24 protein-coding genes are annotated in these 19439 nt (G+C 38.8%); 14 read left to right on the top strand and 10 right to left on the bottom strand.

Translation table 11 applies throughout. The features are described from left to right. The first annotated feature begins 6 nt into the window (after window positions 1–6). Together CBM24_RS00135 and CBM24_RS00140 are read left to right on the top strand one after the other, a co-directional pair. Window positions 7–585 carry a thiamine diphosphokinase gene (locus tag CBM24_RS00135; RefSeq protein ID WP_088159760.1) on the top strand — a complete coding sequence of 193 codons (579 nt, stop codon included), beginning with the start codon at window positions 7–9 and terminating at the stop codon, window positions 583–585. Further along, the gene (locus tag CBM24_RS00140; RefSeq protein WP_088159761.1) at window positions 582–1082 is read left to right on the top strand and encodes a GNAT family N-acetyltransferase; all 501 of its coding nucleotides are present in this window, start codon (window positions 582–584) and stop codon (window positions 1080–1082) included. The genes CBM24_RS00135 and CBM24_RS00140 overlap by 4 nt, the downstream gene beginning before the upstream one ends. Here CBM24_RS00140 and CBM24_RS00145 read toward each other — a convergent pair. Further along, window positions 1079–2383, bottom strand: a complete 1305-nt coding sequence (locus tag CBM24_RS00145; RefSeq protein WP_088159762.1) for a M20/M25/M40 family metallo-hydrolase — start codon at window positions 2381–2383, stop codon at window positions 1079–1081. The two genes, CBM24_RS00140 and CBM24_RS00145, sit on opposite strands and share 4 nt — an antisense overlap. A 257-nt stretch (window positions 2384–2640) precedes the next feature. Between CBM24_RS00145 and CBM24_RS00150 the strand changes: the two genes are divergently transcribed. Genes CBM24_RS00150 through CBM24_RS00160 form a run of 3 tightly spaced genes read left to right on the top strand, consistent with a single transcriptional unit; the run spans window position 2641 to window position 3488 of the window. Beyond that, window positions 2641–2955: a rhodanese-like domain-containing protein gene (locus CBM24_RS00150; protein WP_088159763.1), complete on the top strand. Its 315-nt coding sequence runs from the start codon at window positions 2641–2643 to the stop codon at window positions 2953–2955. 1 nt (window position 2956) lies between these two features. Next, a complete protein-coding gene (locus CBM24_RS00155) occupies window positions 2957–3256 on the top strand; it encodes a hypothetical protein (protein WP_046672585.1) in 300 nt (99 codons plus the stop codon). Window position 3257: 1 nt separating this feature from the next. Beyond that, the gene (locus tag CBM24_RS00160) at window positions 3258–3488 is read left to right on the top strand and encodes a DUF6358 family protein (RefSeq protein ID WP_046672586.1); all 231 of its coding nucleotides are present in this window, start codon (window positions 3258–3260) and stop codon (window positions 3486–3488) included. A 33-nt stretch (window positions 3489–3521) separates the two neighbouring features. Here the strand turns inward: CBM24_RS00160 and gcvT are convergent, their stop codons facing one another. From gcvT to CBM24_RS00190, 6 genes are all read right to left on the bottom strand, one after another. Then, the gene (gene gcvT, locus CBM24_RS00165) at window positions 3522–4604 is read right to left on the bottom strand and encodes a glycine cleavage system aminomethyltransferase GcvT (RefSeq protein ID WP_075990455.1); all 1083 of its coding nucleotides are present in this window, start codon (window positions 4602–4604) and stop codon (window positions 3522–3524) included. 80 nt (window positions 4605–4684) lie between these two features. Further along, window positions 4685–5503: a DUF6929 family protein gene (locus CBM24_RS00170; protein WP_088159764.1), complete on the bottom strand. Its 819-nt coding sequence runs from the start codon at window positions 5501–5503 to the stop codon at window positions 4685–4687. Further along, entirely contained in the window at window positions 5497–6189 is a 693-nt protein-coding gene (locus CBM24_RS00175; protein WP_088159765.1) for a pseudouridine synthase, read from the bottom strand. The genes CBM24_RS00170 and CBM24_RS00175 overlap by 7 nt, the downstream gene beginning before the upstream one ends. Before the next feature lies 1 nt (window position 6190). After that, window positions 6191–6559 (bottom strand): DUF4359 domain-containing protein, encoded by a 369-nt coding sequence (locus CBM24_RS00180; protein WP_088159766.1) that lies wholly within the window; start codon window positions 6557–6559, stop codon window positions 6191–6193. A gap of 145 nt (window positions 6560–6704) precedes the next feature. Further along, a complete protein-coding gene (locus CBM24_RS00185; protein WP_075990459.1) occupies window positions 6705–7196 on the bottom strand; it encodes a DUF4112 domain-containing protein in 492 nt (163 codons plus the stop codon). Window positions 7197–7198: 2 nt separating this feature from the next. Next, on the bottom strand, window positions 7199–7915 hold the full coding sequence (locus CBM24_RS00190; RefSeq protein ID WP_075990460.1) for an SIMPL domain-containing protein: 717 nt from the start codon (window positions 7913–7915) through the stop codon (window positions 7199–7201). A gap of 162 nt (window positions 7916–8077) precedes the next feature. On the opposite strand from CBM24_RS00190, the gene CBM24_RS00195 reads away from it, so the two are divergent. Both CBM24_RS00195 and CBM24_RS00200 read left to right on the top strand, forming a co-directional pair. Then, complete coding sequence (locus tag CBM24_RS00195) at window positions 8078–8269, top strand: cold-shock protein (protein ID WP_046672593.1); 192 nt, start codon at window positions 8078–8080, stop codon at window positions 8267–8269. Window positions 8270–8470: 201 nt separating this feature from the next. Further along, window positions 8471–8665, top strand: a complete 195-nt coding sequence (locus CBM24_RS00200) for a quinol oxidase subunit 4 (RefSeq protein WP_088163406.1) — start codon at window positions 8471–8473, stop codon at window positions 8663–8665. Between the two features lie 144 nt (window positions 8666–8809). Here the strand turns inward: CBM24_RS00200 and CBM24_RS00205 are convergent, their stop codons facing one another. The 3 genes from CBM24_RS00205 to CBM24_RS00215 form a co-directional block, all read right to left on the bottom strand. Beyond that, window positions 8810–9298 (bottom strand): DUF805 domain-containing protein, encoded by a 489-nt coding sequence (locus CBM24_RS00205; RefSeq protein ID WP_088159767.1) that lies wholly within the window; start codon window positions 9296–9298, stop codon window positions 8810–8812. Between the two features lie 241 nt (window positions 9299–9539). Further along, on the bottom strand, window positions 9540–10262 hold the full coding sequence (recO, locus tag CBM24_RS00210; protein ID WP_088159768.1) for a DNA repair protein RecO: 723 nt from the start codon (window positions 10260–10262) through the stop codon (window positions 9540–9542). Then, window positions 10246–10497 (bottom strand): signal peptidase, encoded by a 252-nt coding sequence (locus CBM24_RS00215; RefSeq protein ID WP_088159769.1) that lies wholly within the window; start codon window positions 10495–10497, stop codon window positions 10246–10248. The genes recO and CBM24_RS00215 overlap by 17 nt, the downstream gene beginning before the upstream one ends. A gap of 217 nt (window positions 10498–10714) precedes the next feature. On the opposite strand from CBM24_RS00215, the gene rpmB reads away from it, so the two are divergent. The 7 genes from rpmB to CBM24_RS00255 all read left to right on the top strand — a co-directional run bounded on the left by rpmB (window position 10715) and on the right by CBM24_RS00255 (window position 19312). Further along, window positions 10715–10948 carry a 50S ribosomal protein L28 gene (rpmB, locus tag CBM24_RS00220; protein WP_046672597.1) on the top strand — a complete coding sequence of 78 codons (234 nt, stop codon included), beginning with the start codon at window positions 10715–10717 and terminating at the stop codon, window positions 10946–10948. Between the two features lie 75 nt (window positions 10949–11023). Next, window positions 11024–11206: a 50S ribosomal protein L33 gene (rpmG, locus tag CBM24_RS00225; protein WP_002998409.1), complete on the top strand. Its 183-nt coding sequence runs from the start codon at window positions 11024–11026 to the stop codon at window positions 11204–11206. 51 nt (window positions 11207–11257) lie between these two features. Beyond that, window positions 11258–11419: a DUF4295 domain-containing protein gene (locus tag CBM24_RS00230; protein ID WP_070562566.1), complete on the top strand. Its 162-nt coding sequence runs from the start codon at window positions 11258–11260 to the stop codon at window positions 11417–11419. 139 nt (window positions 11420–11558) lie between these two features. After that, entirely contained in the window at window positions 11559–12521 is a 963-nt protein-coding gene (gene ftsY, locus CBM24_RS00235; protein WP_088159770.1) for a signal recognition particle-docking protein FtsY, read from the top strand. An 18-nt stretch (window positions 12522–12539) separates the two neighbouring features. Further along, the gene (rimO, locus tag CBM24_RS00240) at window positions 12540–13877 is read left to right on the top strand and encodes a 30S ribosomal protein S12 methylthiotransferase RimO (RefSeq protein WP_088159771.1); all 1338 of its coding nucleotides are present in this window, start codon (window positions 12540–12542) and stop codon (window positions 13875–13877) included. Window positions 13878–14240: 363 nt separating this feature from the next. Next, window positions 14241–15830, top strand: a complete 1590-nt coding sequence (bshC, locus tag CBM24_RS00250) for a bacillithiol biosynthesis cysteine-adding enzyme BshC (protein WP_088159772.1) — start codon at window positions 14241–14243, stop codon at window positions 15828–15830. A gap of 296 nt (window positions 15831–16126) precedes the next feature. Beyond that, the gene (locus tag CBM24_RS00255) at window positions 16127–19312 is read left to right on the top strand and encodes a TonB-dependent receptor (RefSeq protein ID WP_088159773.1); all 3186 of its coding nucleotides are present in this window, start codon (window positions 16127–16129) and stop codon (window positions 19310–19312) included. Window positions 19313–19439 lie beyond the last annotated feature (127 nt).

Here is a 19439-nt window from a genome sequence, read left to right on the forward strand (position 1 = left end):
TTATATATGTCATCTCATCATATTGTCCGCGAAAATCAGGAACCCGCATTACTGATTGAAGATCTTTTCCTTATTGATGAAGAGGATTTGGGCCAGCTACTGGAATGGAGCCCAACCATTGTAATCGAAGAAGGAACAATGGATTTACTGGATGCACGAGGGTATAAGTTCGATATTGTTTTTACAAAAAATACCATTAACGCGTCACAGGAGAATCTGAAGGTAATTTCCTATAATAATGTTTTTCTAAGGACGGCTATTGAATACCTTATAGCACATCATTATAAAGCGGTGAATATCTTGACCGATCAGCTTGATGTGGCGTATTACGAGCCCTATCTTGAGCAGATTAATGTTGTCCTTATCACGAATGGGGTTCGCTATTGTTTTGTGACAACAGGATTCACCAAATGGAAGCCGGCAGGGGAAAGGATCCGAATTGAGGGACTTGATGCTGATGAAAAAAATACGCACGAAGGCTTGATTAAAATTGGTGACAACGAATACGAAATGGAAAAAGACGGCCTATTTGCCCTTAAATTTTCCCATGTAAAATACATATTAATAGGAGAAAAGATCGCATGATAACAATAGAATTGGCAGAACAAAGCGATATCAGAAGCATTTCCAATATGGCGCATATTATTTGGCCAGTTACTTATGGAGAGATACTTTCACAGGACCAAATTGACTTTATGCTGGAAAAAAGCTATACCGTAGAAGGATTAGCGGAAAGCATGGTTAATGGCCAATTTTTCTATGTTTTGAAAGAAGAAGGGGTAGCACAAGGATTTATTGCCTTGAGAACTCTTGAAGATCGCGTCCGTATTGAAAAGCTCTACTTGATGCCTAACGTTCAAGGAAAAGGTTTCGGAAAGGCACTGATAGACTTCGCTTCACAAAAAACACGACTAAAAGGTAAAGGTATTCTTGAACTAAATGTAAATAGAAATAACCCTGCTTACCATTTCTATTTAAAGCAGGGCTTTGAGGTCATTGAAACTATTGATATTCCTTATTATGATTATGTGCTAAACGACTATGTTATGCAAAAGGAAGTCAAAGCTTCAGCTGTTTCTTAATCTTTTAGTTTTTCGACACGGGAAGGTGTTTGTCTACCTTCTACAATTCCCGAGGTACCTATCGCGATCGCTTCTATACTGGAAATAATGTTCTGAACGTTTAGTGTAGATACCTCATCTTTTACGGTGTGGTAGTATTCATCCTTGTCCATTTGAGAGGTTGAGAACGAATGTGCCGGAACTCCCTTGGCCGCTAATACTGCATTGTCGCTTCGATAAAACAGATTTTGTTTGGTATAAGGATCTGGGTAGAATTTGAAGGTTGTATTTTTCAGATTCTCCTGCATCAATTCGCCAAGATTGGATTGATCATATCCCGTGATATATACCGTATTGGGACCGAATTTTGAGTCTTTTCCGATCATTTCCATATTGATCATCGCGACTACCTGGTCCGCATTGATATGGTTGGAAAAATATTTTGAGCCATACATGCCAAGCTCTTCTGCGGTAAAGGCGACAAAAATAAGGGTCCTTTCATTTTTATTCTGTTTTTTGTAGTAATCTGCCAGGGTCAACATCGCTGTTACGCCCGAGGCATCATCATCGGCTCCGTTGGCAATAGAATCTTGGCCTACTGCCGGAAGAATGCCAATATGATCGTAATGTCCCGAAAAGATGACGTATTCGTTGGGTTTACTTTTGCCAGGAATAATTCCCGCCACATTAAACAAGGGGAAATTTTGAAGTTTCCGTTCAATATGAATTTGAAATGTTTTGGGCTTTTCCGCTGTCAAAAGGTAGACAATCGATGGTTTTTGTTTGGTGGATTCCTCTATAAATTTTGGTGCGTTGAGCATTTTACCAAAACGTACAAAATAGCTTTCAAAGGAAGGATCTACCAAGACCAGTGTATTTTCTTTGGCCAGTGAATGTTCTCTAAATACTTTCGCAAAATCATCGCCCGATTTTATTTCGACGATGTTAAGGCTACTTTGATTATCCCACTGTAAATCCACATGGTTTCCAAGTGAAATAATATGGTCAGCTGCAATAACCTGCTTATTGATGGTTGCGGATTTGCTTACCGGAGAGATTTTATCCAATTGGAATGTTTGCCTATAACTTTGTTCTGCGTAGGGGGTCAGGCCTATTCTCTTCATTTCAGCAGCGATAAAATCTGCAGCAGGTTCGATGTCTTTTGTCAAAGCAGATCTCCCACGCATATCGTCGGCGGCTAAGGTATTGAGTATACGGCTCACATCTTGGCGTTCCTGAGCGGAAATGACTTGCTGTCCATAAGTTACTGCCGAGAGTGCTAGTAAAGATATGGACAGTATAATTTTAGGTATTGAATTCATATAAAGCTTAGTAAAGTCTCGGTGAAGATAAGGAAAATTCTACAAGCGAATTGTGCATGAAAAAAAATCCTAAAATGATGCAGACAAAATGATGCGAAGATAGGGAAATCCCGTCTGGCATTTCTAACGCCGTTAATACACTAAAAATTGAGGTATATTTTATGCTATTCTCATTAACAATGGCTGATTTTGAGCATCTATGAAAGCGAACACTTTCGGAAAAAATGTAGTATATTTGAATATTAAATAGTTTGAAAATGAAAGAAGTATCTGTACAAGAATTAAAGAATAAAATCGATAACAACGAAGATTTTCAGTTGATAGACGTTCGTGAATCCTTTGAGTATGAAGTATCAAATTTAAATGGATTGAATATTCCACTTTCAGGTATATTGATCGAAGCGGATAAGATTTCGAAAGATAAACCTGTTATCGTACAATGCCGTTCTGGAAAACGTTCTGCACAGGCGATTATGTTATTGGAACAACAGGGTTTTGACAATCTTGCAAACTTAAAAGGCGGAATTTTAGCTTGGAAAGAGGAAATCGATCCAGAGTTAGACGTTTATTAAGATGAAGAATTTGGAGCATCAGACTAAGCAAGCTTTCTTGTTTAGTCTTGCTTTTTATAGCGTAGCTATTTTAGCTCGATTATTTAACCTTGGTATATTCCCTATATTAGGTAGCCTTTCCATTTTATTGTCTCTCCTATGGGTGATATTGGTTCTACGGGAAATCATGCTTTCGAGGACAATTTCTAACACAGAAAGGATGCTGATGGCTTTGACGATCGTTTTATTAAACATTGTTGGGGGAGCATTCTATTTCTTTGGAGGATGGAGACAACGGGTATTGGGATTAATAAAAAAGTAATATGTTAAAGTATTTTTTTCTAAACATCGTGTTGAGTTTGGCTATTGTATTTTTAGTTTACAGTGGTTTCGAAGGGTATAAGGCCGGCAACATGTTGGTAACGGGATTATCCATCGCCTTTTTGGTGGTTTTGATCTACCTCCGCGTTGTTTTAAGTAAACGAGTTCGATCGCTTATTCAACAAAAAGAAAGCGGTAAACAGCAACCTACTACAAAACAAAAGAAGAAGTAATAAAAAAAGCCTGCTTTAAGCAGGCTTTTTTTATTACTTCACAAATGGTGGTTTTGTTACTTTTGCTTTTATTTTTTGATTGCGGATCAGAATAAAGATCTCGGTGCCGTCTTTTGAAAAAGCTGTATCCACATAACCCAAACCGATTGATTTTTTCAATGTTGGTGATTGCGTTCCCGAAGTAACACGTCCAATTACATTTCCATCAGCATCAACGATTTCGTAATCATGACGAGGAATGCCTCTGTCAATCATTTCGAAACCAACAAGCTTTTTCTTTAGACCAGCTTCTTTTTCCGCTTTAAGCGCCGCAGAATTCACAAAGTCTTTTGTAAACTTCGTTACCCAGCCCAAACCGCCTTCTAAGGGGGATGTATTATCGTCGATATCATTTCCGTACAGGCAGAAACCCATTTCTAGACGTAAAGTATCACGGGCACCTAAACCAATTGGTTTGATTCCATAAGCTTTACCTGCTTCAAAAATAGCATCCCATACTTTTTGGGCATCTTCATTGGCTACATATATTTCAAAACCTCCAGCGCCAGTATATCCTGTTGCAGAAACCAATACATTTTCTACACCCGCAAATGTACCTTTTGCAAAGGTATAGTATTCCATTGGAGCTAATTCGATATCTGTAAGCGATTGAAGTGCATCAGCAGCCTTAGGACCCTGTACCGCAAATAAAGAGGTTTGATCAGAGATATTCTTCATCTCCACACCATCTGTATTGTACTTGGAGATCCAGTTCCAGTCTTTCTCAATATTTGACGCATTCACAACCAAAAAATATGTCTTATCGTCTATACGGTATGTTAGGAAGTCATCAACTACACCGCCAGTTTCATTGGGGATATAAGCATATTGAACTTTGCCATCGTATAATTTTGACACATCATTGGAAGATATTTTTTGAAGTAGATCCAAGGCTTTTTCACCTTTTAGGATGAATTCACCCATGTGGCTTACATCAAAAACTCCTACACCTGTGCGAACTGTTTCGTGCTCATCATTGATGCCTGTGTATTGTACGGGCATGTTGAAGCCTGCAAAGGGAACCATTTTTGCTCCTAAAGCAATGTGCGTCTCCGAAAGGGCAGTATTTTTTAACATAAAAATTAAGTTTTAATCAGCTACAAATTTAATAAAATATACGTGATTCCTCACTGTGAATCCATTTTAGAACAATCGATTTAATTGCTTACCTGGAGCGAATAGATGGTCATATGATCATCTTCGCTATCGGTATCCTCACACAGCAGGAAAACAAGGCCTTGGGCTGTCTTCTCTTTTAACGTGATTCCTTCAAATTTATGCTTTTCAGGAATTTCGAATGTCTCGGGTTTGCCAGAAAGATCTGACGGTATTTTTCCAAGAAGGGAGCCTCCGATTTCTCCATCCAGATAGGTCGATTTTGCGTCTTCCGCGGTAGCGATAAAATAGATTTCATTTCCAACCAGGGTCGCATCTGAGAAGCCTGTCGAGATGCCATTTAGCTTGGGTAGTTCAATCGGGATAAATCGGGACAGGCCGGGAGAAAGCGGGTGATACTCTAAAATGGCATTTGTGCCTTTAGGACCATTTCCCCGGTTAAAAAATAAGATCTTATCTTTTAAATGAACAACGCCTTCAATATTGAAGTCTTCTTTGGAAATACTGAATTTTTCCATTAAGGAAGAATAGATTTTACTGTAGTCTTCCTGAAGGACTGTTTTGCCGTCCCAAATAAAACGATTGTTTCTGTTTGGGGTAGAACCAGAGCCGTAAAGGTAATAGTGGCTTCCATCGAAAGTAATCGATTCCAAATCCATTTTAGCTGCTTTAGCCATGTTTTCCATCGGATCAGAGCGCAGTAGTACGGTTTTAGACAACTTTTGGTCTGCGATATGATAGCTGTAGATGTAATTGCTATTGTCAGAAACGATATGGATCTGACTATCCTGATAGACAATACCAGAAGCTGCGGTGATACCGGATATGCTTATGAAAGCTTCGAGAATCAATTTTAACATACTTCATTGAGGTTTAATATTTCCAATACCCTGATGAAATCGGGTTGTAGGAGCGCTTTGATATGAACGTCTTCGCCCGATAAAGGATGTTTAAAGGTCAGCTCCGAGGCATGCAATAGCATGGTATCCATTTGGTACGTTTCTTTCCAGAACTTGTTTTGTTTGTTGCATCCGTGCGGGCGATCGCCGATAATTGGATGGAAGATATGAGCGAAATGGCGGCGTAACTGATGCATACGACCTGTAATTGGATTGGCTTCGACGAGACTGTATCGTGACGTCGGAAATTTCCCGAAGGTAACGGCCAGCTCGCTTTGAGCAAGTAAACGAAAAGATGTTTGCGCTTCCTGAACCGTACCATCGTCCCTTTTTAAAGGATAATCAATCAGACCTTCTGCTGGCGCGAAACCTCTGAGGACGGCGAGGTATTTTTTGTCGACCTTACGCTCCTGAAAACTTTTTTGTAAATATTGGTCGGTCTCCTTATTTAATGAAAATAGCAGTATGCCTCCGGTCTTCCGGTCTAAACGATGTGCAGGATAAACTGTTTTTCCTAGTTGGTCCCGAAGGAGCTGTAGCGCAAACTCTGAAGCATCGCGTGCGATAGAAGATCGGTGTACCAATAGTCCATGCGGTTTATTGATTGCAACGATAGATTCGTCTTCGTAAAGTATTTCTAAAGGCATGTTAGATCTTTTTCAATGCAGCAATAATTTCGTCTGCTTTTTCATCAATTTTTGGGCTCAGCCAGATGTGTTTAAAAGCTCCTCCGCCTATGATCTGTTCGGTGCCCTGCCATTTTATTTTTGTCAAGGAAAACAAATAGTAGTTGTCTACCACAACGGAACTTTGGATAAATTTATCGACAATGTCATTTCCGAAGAGCTGCATTCCCAAGCCAAAAAACTCTTTATCTTTGGCATGAAGCTGATTTTTTAATAATTGTTCGGCTTTCGCACGGACAATTTTTTCATGTTCCTCTTTGCTGGGGTTAGTCAAAATTGCAGCCAGCATGACGACGATCAAAATCAGTGCAAATATTCTTTTTTTACTCATTTTAAATTCGAGATTAAGTTTTGAATGTCATAACGGGATGACTATCGACATCAAAATTATTAAATAGATATTAGATATAGGTCATTGTTTTCCCAGAAATACCAAGGATTCCATTTTAGCGAGAGAATGACAGGAATTGTTGGTTTTAGATACCATTCAGCAGCGAAAAAGCCCAGGAGAATAATGTCCAGATAAGATACAATGTAACAGCGATGAGGAGGAAAAAGACAATCAGGATACTGATGACGATGCCGATACCTGAACCCGTATGTTTTCCTTCATAATAATGTTGTCTCAGTAATTTGATATTCTTTTCGTTGGCTTTGCTAAAAAAATCGAGCAGGTTTCCGAGGAAAGGAATGCTCCCAAGAATTGCATCCAGGGAAATATTGAGGAGCATGCGTATGACGAGCTTGGGGCTGGCGCCATTACGCCACATGGCTATGACTAAGACTAGTGATGTTCCAAAACCCGCTATTGCTCCTCCTAGGGGAATAAGGTTTAACAGCGGATCTAACCCAAACCGAAATCCTCCGATTTTAAACTGATTATCCATTAACCAAGATATTCGGTCGATCCAACCGAAATCTTGGTCAATTTGTTTTAATTTATCTGCTGGAGTTTTTTCTCTATGCATGATTACAATAACTCGAACGAAGCGCTGATCTCACTCGTTACTTTCATCGGTCTGATATTTAAATCAAGCCCATTGCCAGCAGCACTATCTGCAGCTTCGGCCATGGCGCCTTTATACATGGCGTTACGCATCATCGGTTGAACGCCAAATATAATTTGTTGCGGTGTTTCAGATAATACGATAGCTTTGCCAATTTTTTGACCTGCTGCTTCTGCTAGAATCTGTGCATTAGCTTTGGCATCCAATACAGCTTTGGTTTTTAAACTTTTTTCCAGTTCTTTTTTCTTCGAATAGTCATATTCACTGATATAAGTGCTTTGGATACCAGCTTTGTCGACTCCATCTAGTAATTGATCCAGATTATTTAAGTTGGTTACCTTGATACGGTATTGTCTCGAAAGTAGAATATCTGTATCTTTTTTCTTTTTGTCCGGGACGTTATAACTCCAGATATTTTGGATGGTAAAATCCTCTTTTTTAACACCAGCTTTTGTTGCCGAATCAAACAGATCCTTTTCTAATTTGTCTATTGCAGCTTTTTTCTTGGTGTTACCATTCTCATAAAACTCTTTCAGTGTTACATCGATGTAGATGATATCGGGAGTTACTTCCTCTTCGGCACGGCCTACCGTGGATACAAATTCTTTATTAACCATTTGTTGAGCGTTTAATTGAGTCATCAAACCTAAAAATGCAAGTCCTAAAAGTATTTTTTTCATGTTTTTTGTCTTAAAGTTTTTATAATAATACGATTGCTATTATCGCTTTGCTACAAGATTGGAGCCAAAGTTGATGAAAAAGTTTAACGGATAAAAAAAATAAAAAGGTTAAGATTTTTGATTTTATTTCTATACCTTTAGGGAAATTAATAATATAGTGCCATGCAAGAAGGTAAAGTAAAATTCTTTAATGAGACCAAAGGTTTCGGTTTCATCATCCCTAACTCAGGCGAGAGCGAAATTTTTGTTCACGTTTCGGGATTAGTAGACAAAGTTCGTGAGAATGACAATGTATCTTACGAAGTTGAACAAGGCCGTAAAGGTCTTAATGCGGTAAATGTAAGAGTTATCTAATTAGATTGAAGATATATTTATTGTGAAAAGGCCTATGCGAACAGCATGGGCTTTTTTATGCAGTTGTATTTCATGAGCCAGGATTGATATTATCCTTTAGCATTGGAAATTCCAAAGAGTAGGTGCGGGGGCGGTCGTTATGGTCGGTTAAACATTTTGGACTGATAATTGTAATGAAGTGTTTAAAATATGGAGATTAAGATGAAACGCACTTTATTATTGGTTCTTTCTGTCGTAATAGCGGTTTCCATGTCGGCATGTTATTCCACTCATCATGGCCACAGCCATGGCCGAGGTCCGAAAAAAATGCCGCCAGGTCAGGCTAAAAAATACTACGGAGAGCAGTCTGCTCGTGATTTTGCTCCCGGGCAACAAAAGAAAAAGAATAGATATTAGTTCTAGTTAGACTTTAAAGGGTCACGCCGCTATCAATTCTTGGGGCGGTGAATTTTCGTTAGTTGATCGGGAAAGATCAAAAATAGAATTTAAACAAAAAGCCCTTCCACAAGATTGTGAAAGGGCTTTTTATATGGGTTAGCCTTAAGCAAAGGGATCTTTATCGGGTGCAGGTGGCGCAGGATTCGAGGGTTGCGAACTTCCGAATGGGTCCTGTGGACGAGAAGAACCAAAAGGATCTTGGCTTTGATTAAAGGGATGATTTGAACCGTTTTCAATAGCCTTGGGGTCTGGACCATATTGATTTGAAGCCTTGTCACCTTCCAATACCAATAAGTAAAGCAGATAGATCCAACCAATAAATGGAATCAAGGCGACTAATATAAACCAGCCTGATTTATTGGTGTCATGTAATCTTCGGACCGTAACGGCTATCCCTGGAATTAGTAAAGCTAAACTTACTAAGCCTGAGACATACGTAAATAAGCTTGCAATTTGTCCCAGTATTCCAAATACTGCGCTAATGATAAGATTTGCAAGGAAAAACATCCAATATTCCTTTCGGCGGGCTCTTCCTTCAAAGTTGGCATAGTTGTCTCGAACAACCTTTAAAAAGTTTTCTTTAAGTTCCATATCTTTAATACTTTTTTAGGTGAAAATGATGTTAGTAAACCAAATGTTATTTCAATTTTGTTACAATAAATGTACCAAGAATTTATCTGAGAGAACAATTATTAGAGACAATTAGATGGTTACCAAGTAGCTAATTGCTGGTTATTTTGTTTAGGCTGGTTGAGCATTTCAGAAGGGATATTTATTTCCTGTTATCCAAAGAGCGCCTGTTGGATCTTTTGAATAGGAAACTTGGGCTTAATTATCTAAAAATTTCTTCGAGTATATAGAGCGATTTTATTTCTTTAAAATTTGTGCGGTGCAGACGATAGAAGTCGAGCACTTTTTCCAATAGGAATTGTCGATCAGAACTGCTCATTTTGATGCGGTCGCAATTCGAATATTCGGATTCGATTAAATTTCTGAAAATAGACGTATGTGGTTCCTGTAATACAAGCGGATGTTCAGGAAGGCTATTTGAGAAGGTCGCTTCATGAAGATTAAAATAGGGGTGGGCCTGCTTAGATTCAGCCGGATAAAACCCGAGAAAACGGGTTAGCTTGATTAAAAAAACAAGATGAAAATTGGCCAGATTTAAATGCGTTTCATCCAGCCAACGGATAGATTGGTGGATGAATTCAAAAAGATAATGGTCAGTTTCTTGTTCCTTCAGAATTTTATAGAGTATTTCATTCAGAAAAAGAGCGAGCGAGCTTTTGACAATATCATAAGGAATTTCTTGCAGAACAGGGACTTGACGAGCTTCGGAGATCCGCTGTAATGAACCATTATCTTTATGTGTAGCGACAATTTCCAATAAATGTAAGGGTTGAAGGATATTGGCCTTGATCTTTGCTTTAGGCTTCCTTGCGCCAGTAATGAGATAGGATTGCATGCCAAACTGTTCGGTGTAGAGCTGCGCCACGAGGCTACTTTCCGAATAGTTGGTTGTTTTTAATACTATACCCCTAGTTTTGTTCAGCATCTCCTTCTTTATCTTTTTTATGCGATTCTTCACGCATCTCAATAATGGCATTTCGGTCTACCTTACGAATCATGCGATAGATTAAAGTCAGGATACCGATACTAAATGCAATAACTCCGACAAGCATAGCGAGTTTATACCAGTTGGAGCGCTGTTCCATCAGATAATATCCCAAGATTACAAGCACGACACCGATGATTATTTCCCTTAAGCCCTTGCGAAGATATTTGTTCATAAATGTGAATTGTTGAAAACTATTTTTCTTTACAGAGCAAATATAATACAATAAAATCCTTTATTTTTGCCCTTACCATTCCTGTGTAGAACTATTTTTAAAAATAATTCCAATTATCTTGTTGCTTATCCAAAAAAAAATATAGATATTTGCAAACTCTTTGCAGAGAGTGCAAAGGATTAACATATTGTAATAAAGACAACAAAAAAATAATATCATGTCAAGAATTTGTGATTTAACAGGCAAAGCGGCGTTAACAGGAAATAACGTTTCTCACTCAAACGTTAAAACTAAACGTAAATTCTATCCAAATTTACAAACGAAACGTTTTTACATTCCAGAAGAAGATCGTTGGATTACGTTAAAAGTATCTACTTCTGCTATCAAGACTATCAACAAGAACGGGATTACAGCAGCGATCAATAAATTTATCGTTAAAGGGTCAATCTAATTGATTGTCGCGCCTGTTACATTAAGATTATTCATGAATTTCAATCCTATAATAGGATCAAAATAAAGTAAAACAATGGCTAAAAAAGGAAATAGAGTACAAGTTATCTTAGAATGTACTGAACACAAAGAAAGTGGTCTTCCGGGAATGTCTCGTTACATCACTACTAAAAACAAAAAGAACACAACTGAGCGTTTGGAATTGAAAAAATTCAACCCAGTATTGAGAAAAGTTACTGTTCATAAAGAAATTAAGTAAGTCACACATCTTGGCCCTTGAAAGAGAAGCTAAGTAAAATATTAATATACCATGGCAAAGAAAGCAGTTGCATCGTTACAAAAAGGTGGCGGTAAAGAATTTACAAAGGTTATTATTACTACTAAATCTGCAAAAACTGGCGCGTATACTTTCAAAGAAGGTATGGTTCACAACGATAAAGTGAAAGACGTAGTTGCAGCAGCTCAAAAATAACTAGTAGCATTTTCCTTTTTTAAAGTTTTTCTTTAAAAAGAATTCGATAAAAATAGCCGTTTTGGTATCCTACCGAAAGGGCTTTTTTTGTTGAGGACATTTGTTTATATTTGAACATCAATTTTCACTACTACACTCCATGGGATTATTTGATTTTTTTAAGAAAAAGCCACAAACACAAGAAGAAGAACAGGCCTTAGATAAAGGTTTGGAAAAAACAAAAGAAGGCTTTCTTTCCAAGATTACAAAAGCTGTCGTTGGTAAGTCAACAGTAGATGACGATGTGCTGGATAATCTGGAAGAAGTTTTGGTTACTTCTGATGTTGGGGTTACAACTACCTTAAAAATCATTGATCGCATACAAGCCCGTGTTGCCCGCGATAAGTACGTTTCTACTTCTGAACTGAACAATCTCCTGAAAGAGGAAATTCAAACGCTACTGGCAGAGAACAATAGTGCTGATTTCGAGAATTTCAATTATGGCGATCATAAACCATACGTTATTATGGTTGTAGGTGTTAATGGGGTTGGCAAAACAACGACCATTGGCAAGCTGGCTCATCAGTTGAAACAAGCTGGAAGCAAAGTTGTATTGGGAGCAGCAGATACCTTTCGGGCAGCTGCTGTTGATCAACTTAAATTATGGGGTGAGCGTGTTGGCGTGCGTGTTGTCGCTCAGGCAATGGGCTCGGATCCTGCTTCAGTGGCCTATGATACCGTGAAATCGGCAGTGGCAAATGGTGAAGATGTGTGTATCATTGATACCGCAGGCCGTTTGCACAATAAGGTTGGCCTCATGAATGAGCTCACGAAGATCAAAAATGTGATGCAGAAGGTTGTTCCTTGTGCACCACATGAAATCTTGTTGGTTTTGGATGCATCGACAGGGCAAAATGCCATTGAGCAATGTACGCAGTTTACGCAGGCAACGGATGTGAATGCCTTAGCATTGACTAAACTCGATGGAACGGCTAAGGGTGGGGTGGTTATTGGTATATCTGATCAATTTAAGATCCCGGTGAAATACATTGGTGTAGGAGAGAAAATAGGTGATCTTCAGTTGTTTAACAAAAAGGAATTTGTGGACTCCCTTTTCAAATAGAGTCTACCTTCTAATCATATGAAGACAAAATACGCGAAACCAGCGCCTTTGATCAATAAACCACGTGTCAATGTGGTGACCTTGGGCTGTTCGAAAAATATTCACGATAGTGAAGTCCTGATGGGCCAGTTAAAGGGCAATCAGATGGAAGTCGTGCATGAAGCATCCAATATACAGGCGAATGATATTGTCGTCATCAATACCTGCGGTTTTATTGATAATGCCAAGCAGGAATCTATTGATGCGATCTTACAATATTCGGATCTAAAAGATCAGGGTAAAATCAATAAAGTGATCGTTACAGGTTGTCTTTCTGAACGATATAAGCCAGAGCTACAGTCTGAAATCCCCAATGTTGATGCCTTTTTCGGTACGAATGATTTGCCGGATCTGTTGTCATCCATTGGTGCTGATTATCGGCATGAATTGTTGGGCGAACGCTTATTGACAACACCCTCGCATTTTTCTTACTTTAAGATTGCCGAAGGATGTAACCGTCCCTGCTCTTTTTGTGCAATTCCCTTGATGCGTGGTAAACACGTTTCCAAATCTATTGATGATCTTGTGAAAGAAGCAAAATTTCTCGCGTCGAACGGCACGAAAGAATTGATTCTGATTGCACAAGACCTGACCTATTATGGCTTAGATATCTATGGAAAGCGCAATCTTTCTGATTTAATGCGCCATTTGTCAGATGTTGATGGTATCGAATGGATCAGACTGCAGTATGCCTATCCTTCGGGTTTCCCAATGGATATTTTGGACGCCATGAACGAACGTTCAAATATCTGTAATTACTTGGATATGCCATTGCAACATATATCTGATCCGATGTTGAAGTCTATGCGAAGAGGTACAACAAAACAGAAACAGATCGATCTTGTCAACGCCATACGTGACAAAGTTCCAGATATCGCCTTGCGTACGACATTAATTTGTGGTTATCCAGGTGAAACTGAACAGGATTTCCAGGAGATGTTGGATTGGGTTGAAGAGACCCGTTTTGACAGGTTAGGCTGTTTTACCTATTCTCATGAGGAAAAGACGCACGCACATTCGCTGGAGGATAATGTGCCACAGGAAGTAAAAGAAGAGCGTGTGGAAGCTATCATGGAAGTGCAGCAAGGTATTTCGTATGATATCAATCAGTCCAAAGTGGGCAATACGTATAAAGTATTGGTTGATCGCGTAGACGGCGATTACTTTATCGGCCGCACAGAATACGATTCTCCAGAAGTCGACAATGAGGTTTTGATTCCTGCTGTAGATTCTTATGCGCGTATTGGTGATTTTGTTCAGGTAAAAATCGACCGAGCTGAAGATTTCGATCTATATGGTGAGATTGTAAGGAAATAAGTTTTAAAGCTTATAGATGATAATATAAACAAACGGGCCCCCTTTATTCAAAGGAGGCCCGTTTGTTTATAGACAATTGTCAATAAAATGATATAATTTAAAAGCGGGACAAGCTTTTTGTGAAAATTCACTATTTTGTCGACGCAAACTAGATACATTTGTAAACGTACAATCCCCATTTTAAACAATCTATAGCCGTTTAAAATCAGATTCAAGAAAGCCTGTCGTTTCATGGTGAATCATCCTTCTGATTAAAATTGAAAATAGGTTCTATTTAGCGAAAAAGATACACTGCCATGTCAGCTTGCTTTGGGGGATTTTCGTTATCAATTAAGAATAGAGAATAATTAATAAAATTTGCAGATGAAGGCAACTTATATTGAATATAGTGAAACAAATAGCTTCTCTAAGACTTTATTGGCCTATTTGGCGCATGATGAAGCCTTAAAATCTTTTGTAGGAAACTGGCCTACCTGGGCTGGTTTTGAAAAGCAATTGAGCGAAAAGAAGAAATTTGAACACCGGGAGATTCTTGTTGAGCGTCTTAAAAAGCAATATGGCGAGCTATTAAAGGATTCTCCTGCTGTAGCTGCCAATATAGAACTGTTGCTCGACCAGAATTCTTATACCATCACGACGGGACATCAGCTCAATATTTTTACCGGACCTTTGTATTTTATTTTTAAAATCATGACGGCAATACGTTTGTCCGAAGATTTGAAGAACAAACACCCCGATAAAAATTTTGTTCCTGTATATTGGATGGCGACCGAAGATCATGATTTTGAAGAAATCAACCATACGAAAGTCTTCAGTAAGAAAATTAGTTGGGATACGCCTGCAGTTTCTGCTACCGGGCGAATGGATACAGCAACAATCGTTGATGCTGTGAAGCAGTACACAAATATTTTAGGGCTTTCCGAAAATTCGACTAAACTTACACGGATTGTGGAAGAAGCCTATTTGAACCATGATCGATTAGCAGATGCAACGCGATATATGGTCAATGAGTTGTTTAAGTCTTACGGTCTTTTGATCGTCGATGCGGATGACCGGGAATTGAAGGAACTGTTCAAGCCAATTATTAAGGAGGATATCTTATCTGAAAAAAGCTTTAAGGCAATAACAGCGCGATCGGAAGAGCTGGAATCAAATGGTTTCTCTACTCAAGTGCATGCTCGTGAGATTAATTTCTTTTATTTGACGGATGACTTTAGGGAGCGCTTGGTGCTCGCTGCCGATGGTCGATACGAGGTATTGCATCAGCATATTTATTTTACGAAGGCTGAGCTTGAACATGAGATTGATCATTATCCAGAGCGTTTCAGTCCAAATGTGGTTATGCGTCCGATGTATCAGGAAATTATACTTCCCAATCTTGCTTATATTGGTGGTGGCGCCGAAATGGTCTACTGGATGCAATTGAAGTCTAACTTTGACCAATATCAGGTAGATTTTCCAATTTTGATACCGCGCAATTCAGCGATGATAACAGAGGACAACGTTGCGGCTAAATTATTTCGCGTTGATCTAACCTTTAAGAGTATCTTTCGTCCAGCAGAAGTGCTGAAAAAAGAATATGTTCGACGTCATACCAAAGAACGTCTGAATCTTAATGACGAATGGATGGAGCTGAACGCTATTTTTGGTAAGATAAAGTTACGAACCCACAAAATAGATCCAAGTTTAGGCCCTAGTACGGAAGCGGTAAAAGCGCGGTTAAAAAAAGCGATCAATAATTTGGAGAAAAAGCTGATGAAAGCCGAAAAGCGAAATCATCAACATGCTTTAACCGATATTGATAATGTGAAGGAAAAGCTCTTTCCTGGCGGAGGACTACAGGAAAGGTCTGAAAATTTTGCGTTACTCTATGTCAAATATGGAGATAACCTATTTAGGGATCTTTACAAATACTTTAATCCATTGGATTTTAAGTTTACAATTTTGTATTAGCAAGTCAGCTTCGGCTGACTTTTTTTTGTGATGTTATTCGCAAGAAGACCGTTGGTTCGGATCATTTCTGTTGGTGTTTATGAATCATGCAGGCTTTTTGCAGATACAGTCTATTTCTATCCCTATTTAAAATGCTTTTGTTGCATGTTCCGATATTTCCCTGTTTTTTCAAAATCGCTTTCATTTTTATTAATATTTATTTCAAAATGCTTTGTTTATAATTTCATAATATTTCGTTTAGCTCCTGTTAACAGTTCCAGTGTAGTTTTGCTTTCATTATCACAACCAACAACTAAATGAAAGAATTTTTACTCACAACATGTGCCATTGCGCTTGGAACAGGTTTGTACGCCCAAACGACCCAAGCTGGGTTTTCCGGCAAGATTACGGACGAAAATGATAAAGGAGTTCACGGAGCTTCAATTGAAGTACGTAATGAATCAACGGGTTTCACAACGAAGACTTCGACCAATGCAAATGGCGATTTCAACTTTAAGGAGTTGCCTTTAGGCGGCCCATACACGATCAAAGTAACTTATATAGGCTATGGCGAACAAGTGCGTTCGGGATTTAATTTAAATCAAGGCGATATGGTCCGCCTGAAGATTCCTATCCAAAATACCTCAAATGTATTAGAAACGGTTGAATTAACAGGAATAAGTACCCTAAAGAATAAAATAGAAAATCTAGGTGCTGCTACAGCGGTTACAGCCAAGGATATTGCGAAATTGCCTGTCAACGGTCGGAATTTTACTTCGCTGATGGACCTGTCTCCTTTGAGTAAGGGAGATAATATCGGTGGTCAGTTGGGATCCTCTACTAATTTTACGATTGATGGTATGAATGCCAAAAACCCGACTTCTGCAGGCTCAACAACCAGTCGTAGTGGTGCCCCGTTTTCCATTTCGATAGAAGCCGTTCGTGAATTTAAAGTGGTCACCAACCAATATGATGTGACTTATGGAAGAGCAGGGGGAGGAACAGTCAGTGCGGTAACCAAACAAGGAACAAATCAAACGCACGGAAGCGCATGGCTTTATTCAAGGGCAGATTGGTTGTCCAGCCCATACGATATTAGAGGAAACAAACGAAGCAACGATTTCTCTACATATCAATATGGATTTACATTAGGCGGTCCCATCATTAAAGACAAGTTGCATTATTTTGTAGCTTGGGATCATCAACGCGATGCCCGCCCGTTGATTATCGCAGATATCAATTCGCCAGCAGATGAAAAGCGTTTCAATGTTACACAATCGACCCTAGATGAGTATATCCGTATAGGACGTGAAAAATATGGATTGAGTAATGATAGACAATATGGTTCTTTCGATAAGAAACGAAATTCTGATGCCATATTTGGTCGTATAGATTGGCAGATCAATGAAAAGAATTTATTGACAATACGGAATAACTTTACAAGTGACCTCAATAAGCTTGGCCTAGAGGATAATACCGCCATCAATTTATATGAATCATACGGAAATGACAAGAATATTGATAACAGCTTTTTAGCAACTTTACGTACTTCCATTTCCCCAAAGCTTACCAATGAACTGAAATTGCAACATCTTTATACTTTTCAAAAAAGTAGTCCTGGAGATATGTTGCCTAGTCAAAATATTCCCCGTGCCATTGTAGAGAATGTGGTGTCTACCATTGACGGAAGTAATTTGTCGACTAATATTCAATTAGGCGGTCACCGGTTTGCACAAGAGTCCTTTAAGAATAATGTCGTACAGTTGGTCAATAACCTTTATTATAGTACAGATAATATCAATTATACTTTTGGTGTGGATTTGATGTATACACATGCAAATTCGATTTACGGAAGTGAAGTCAACGGACGTTTTCATTTTAGGGACGATGCTAACAATACGGCATTGCAAAATTTTGCAAACCTAAAACCTTATGCATTTTACCGGGAGGTCCCTTTGGTGGCTGATCCAACTGTGATCGGGAAGATATTTAATGCTGGTGCGTATGGACAGTTGCAGACCAAATTGGCGAAAGGATTGGATTTGGTTGCGGGACTACGATTGGATTATGGTCATTATCCAACCTCTCCTCTAAATGAAGAATTGCTGAAAGAAGTGGGGGTACGTACAGATCACAAGTTGAAATCTTTTGTTGTACAGCCTCGTTTCCAGATGACTTGGGATGTGAATGAAGAACGAAAAGATTTTTTCCGTGTAGGAGCAGGTATCTTTGCATCTGATATTAATAATTACATGACCATCAATAATTTAACTTTTGATGGGAAGCATTTTGCGACAGTAGATGTTCGTGGTAACGATGTGCCTACACCTAATTTTGTAGGGTACAGACAAGATCCGTCAACAACGCCAACCCTGGCACAATTTCAAGTGCCAACGATCAACACCTATGGAGCTGATGCGAAAATACCAGTGGTGTACAAGGCCAATGTATCTTACACGCATTTCTTTACCGAAAAGTTAAAAGCAAGTCTTTCAGGATATATGAATCTAGGACGCAACAACTACATGTATGTTGATCGTAATATGGTTCAAGATCCCTTCTTTAGATTGGCGAATGAAGATAATCGTGGGGTATTCGTACCGGCAACGGCTATTGTCAATGGTGTTCCAGATTGGAAACAGGGAAGGGTTTCCAATAAGTTTGGACGCGTGTTAGAACTGAACTCTGAGGGAAAAGTAAATCAGTTTGCAGTTGTATTGGATGCAAGTTATCAGTACTATAAAGATGGATCGATTTCTGTAAGCTACACGTGGAACGATGCGAAAGATAACACGTCCTACAATGGCAATGTTGCCAATACAGCAACCTTATCGCTGGCGGTAAAAGATGATCCAAGAGATTTGAGTAAGATGAGTTATTCGAATAATCAATTCCGAAATAAAATTGTTATTTATGGTACACTACCTACATTTTATGGTGTCAGTGTAGGGGTTCGTTATTCGGGAATTGGTGGAACACGCTACAGCTTGCTTGCTGGAGGTAATATCAATGGCGATTTTGTATCCAATTCGAATGACTTGGCCTTTATTTTCGATCCCAATAGTCCAAATACGCCAGAGGCTTTGGCAGATGCCATGAATGCGTTGTTGGCGAATGGTGAAGCCAGTCAAAGTCTGAAAGATTATATTAAAAAGTACGAAGGTAAGATGGCCGAAAGAAATGGTGGTATCAATAGCTTTTACGGTTTGATTGATTTAAGAATAGCTAAAAAATTCAACCTTTACAAAACACATGCTTTAGAGCTTTCAGCGGACATATTCAATGTTGCAAATCTCTTTAAGAAAACCTGGGGTGTCAATGAATCTTTAGGTAATCAATCCTTGTATGCTGTATCAAAAACAGCGGCAGCAAATGGAAATCCCGAAATTCCTGCATTCGATCCTGTTAAGCAACAGTTCAATTATAGATTGAACAACTCTGGTATTGTATCGCCTTCAGGGAATCCGTACCAATTCCAATTAGGATTGCGGTATTCGTTCTAACTTGACTGGAGAAATAAGAATTAGATCGTTTTAGAAAAGATAATGCCCCTGAGAGCAATGGCTCTAAGGGGCATTTTTATTTGTCTATTAAATAAGCCTGATTAGGTAAATAGGCTTATTTTAAAAA

The organism is Sphingobacterium sp. G1-14, from assembly GCF_002196555.1.
GTDB lineage: Bacteria > Bacteroidota > Bacteroidia > Sphingobacteriales > Sphingobacteriaceae > Sphingobacterium > Sphingobacterium siyangense.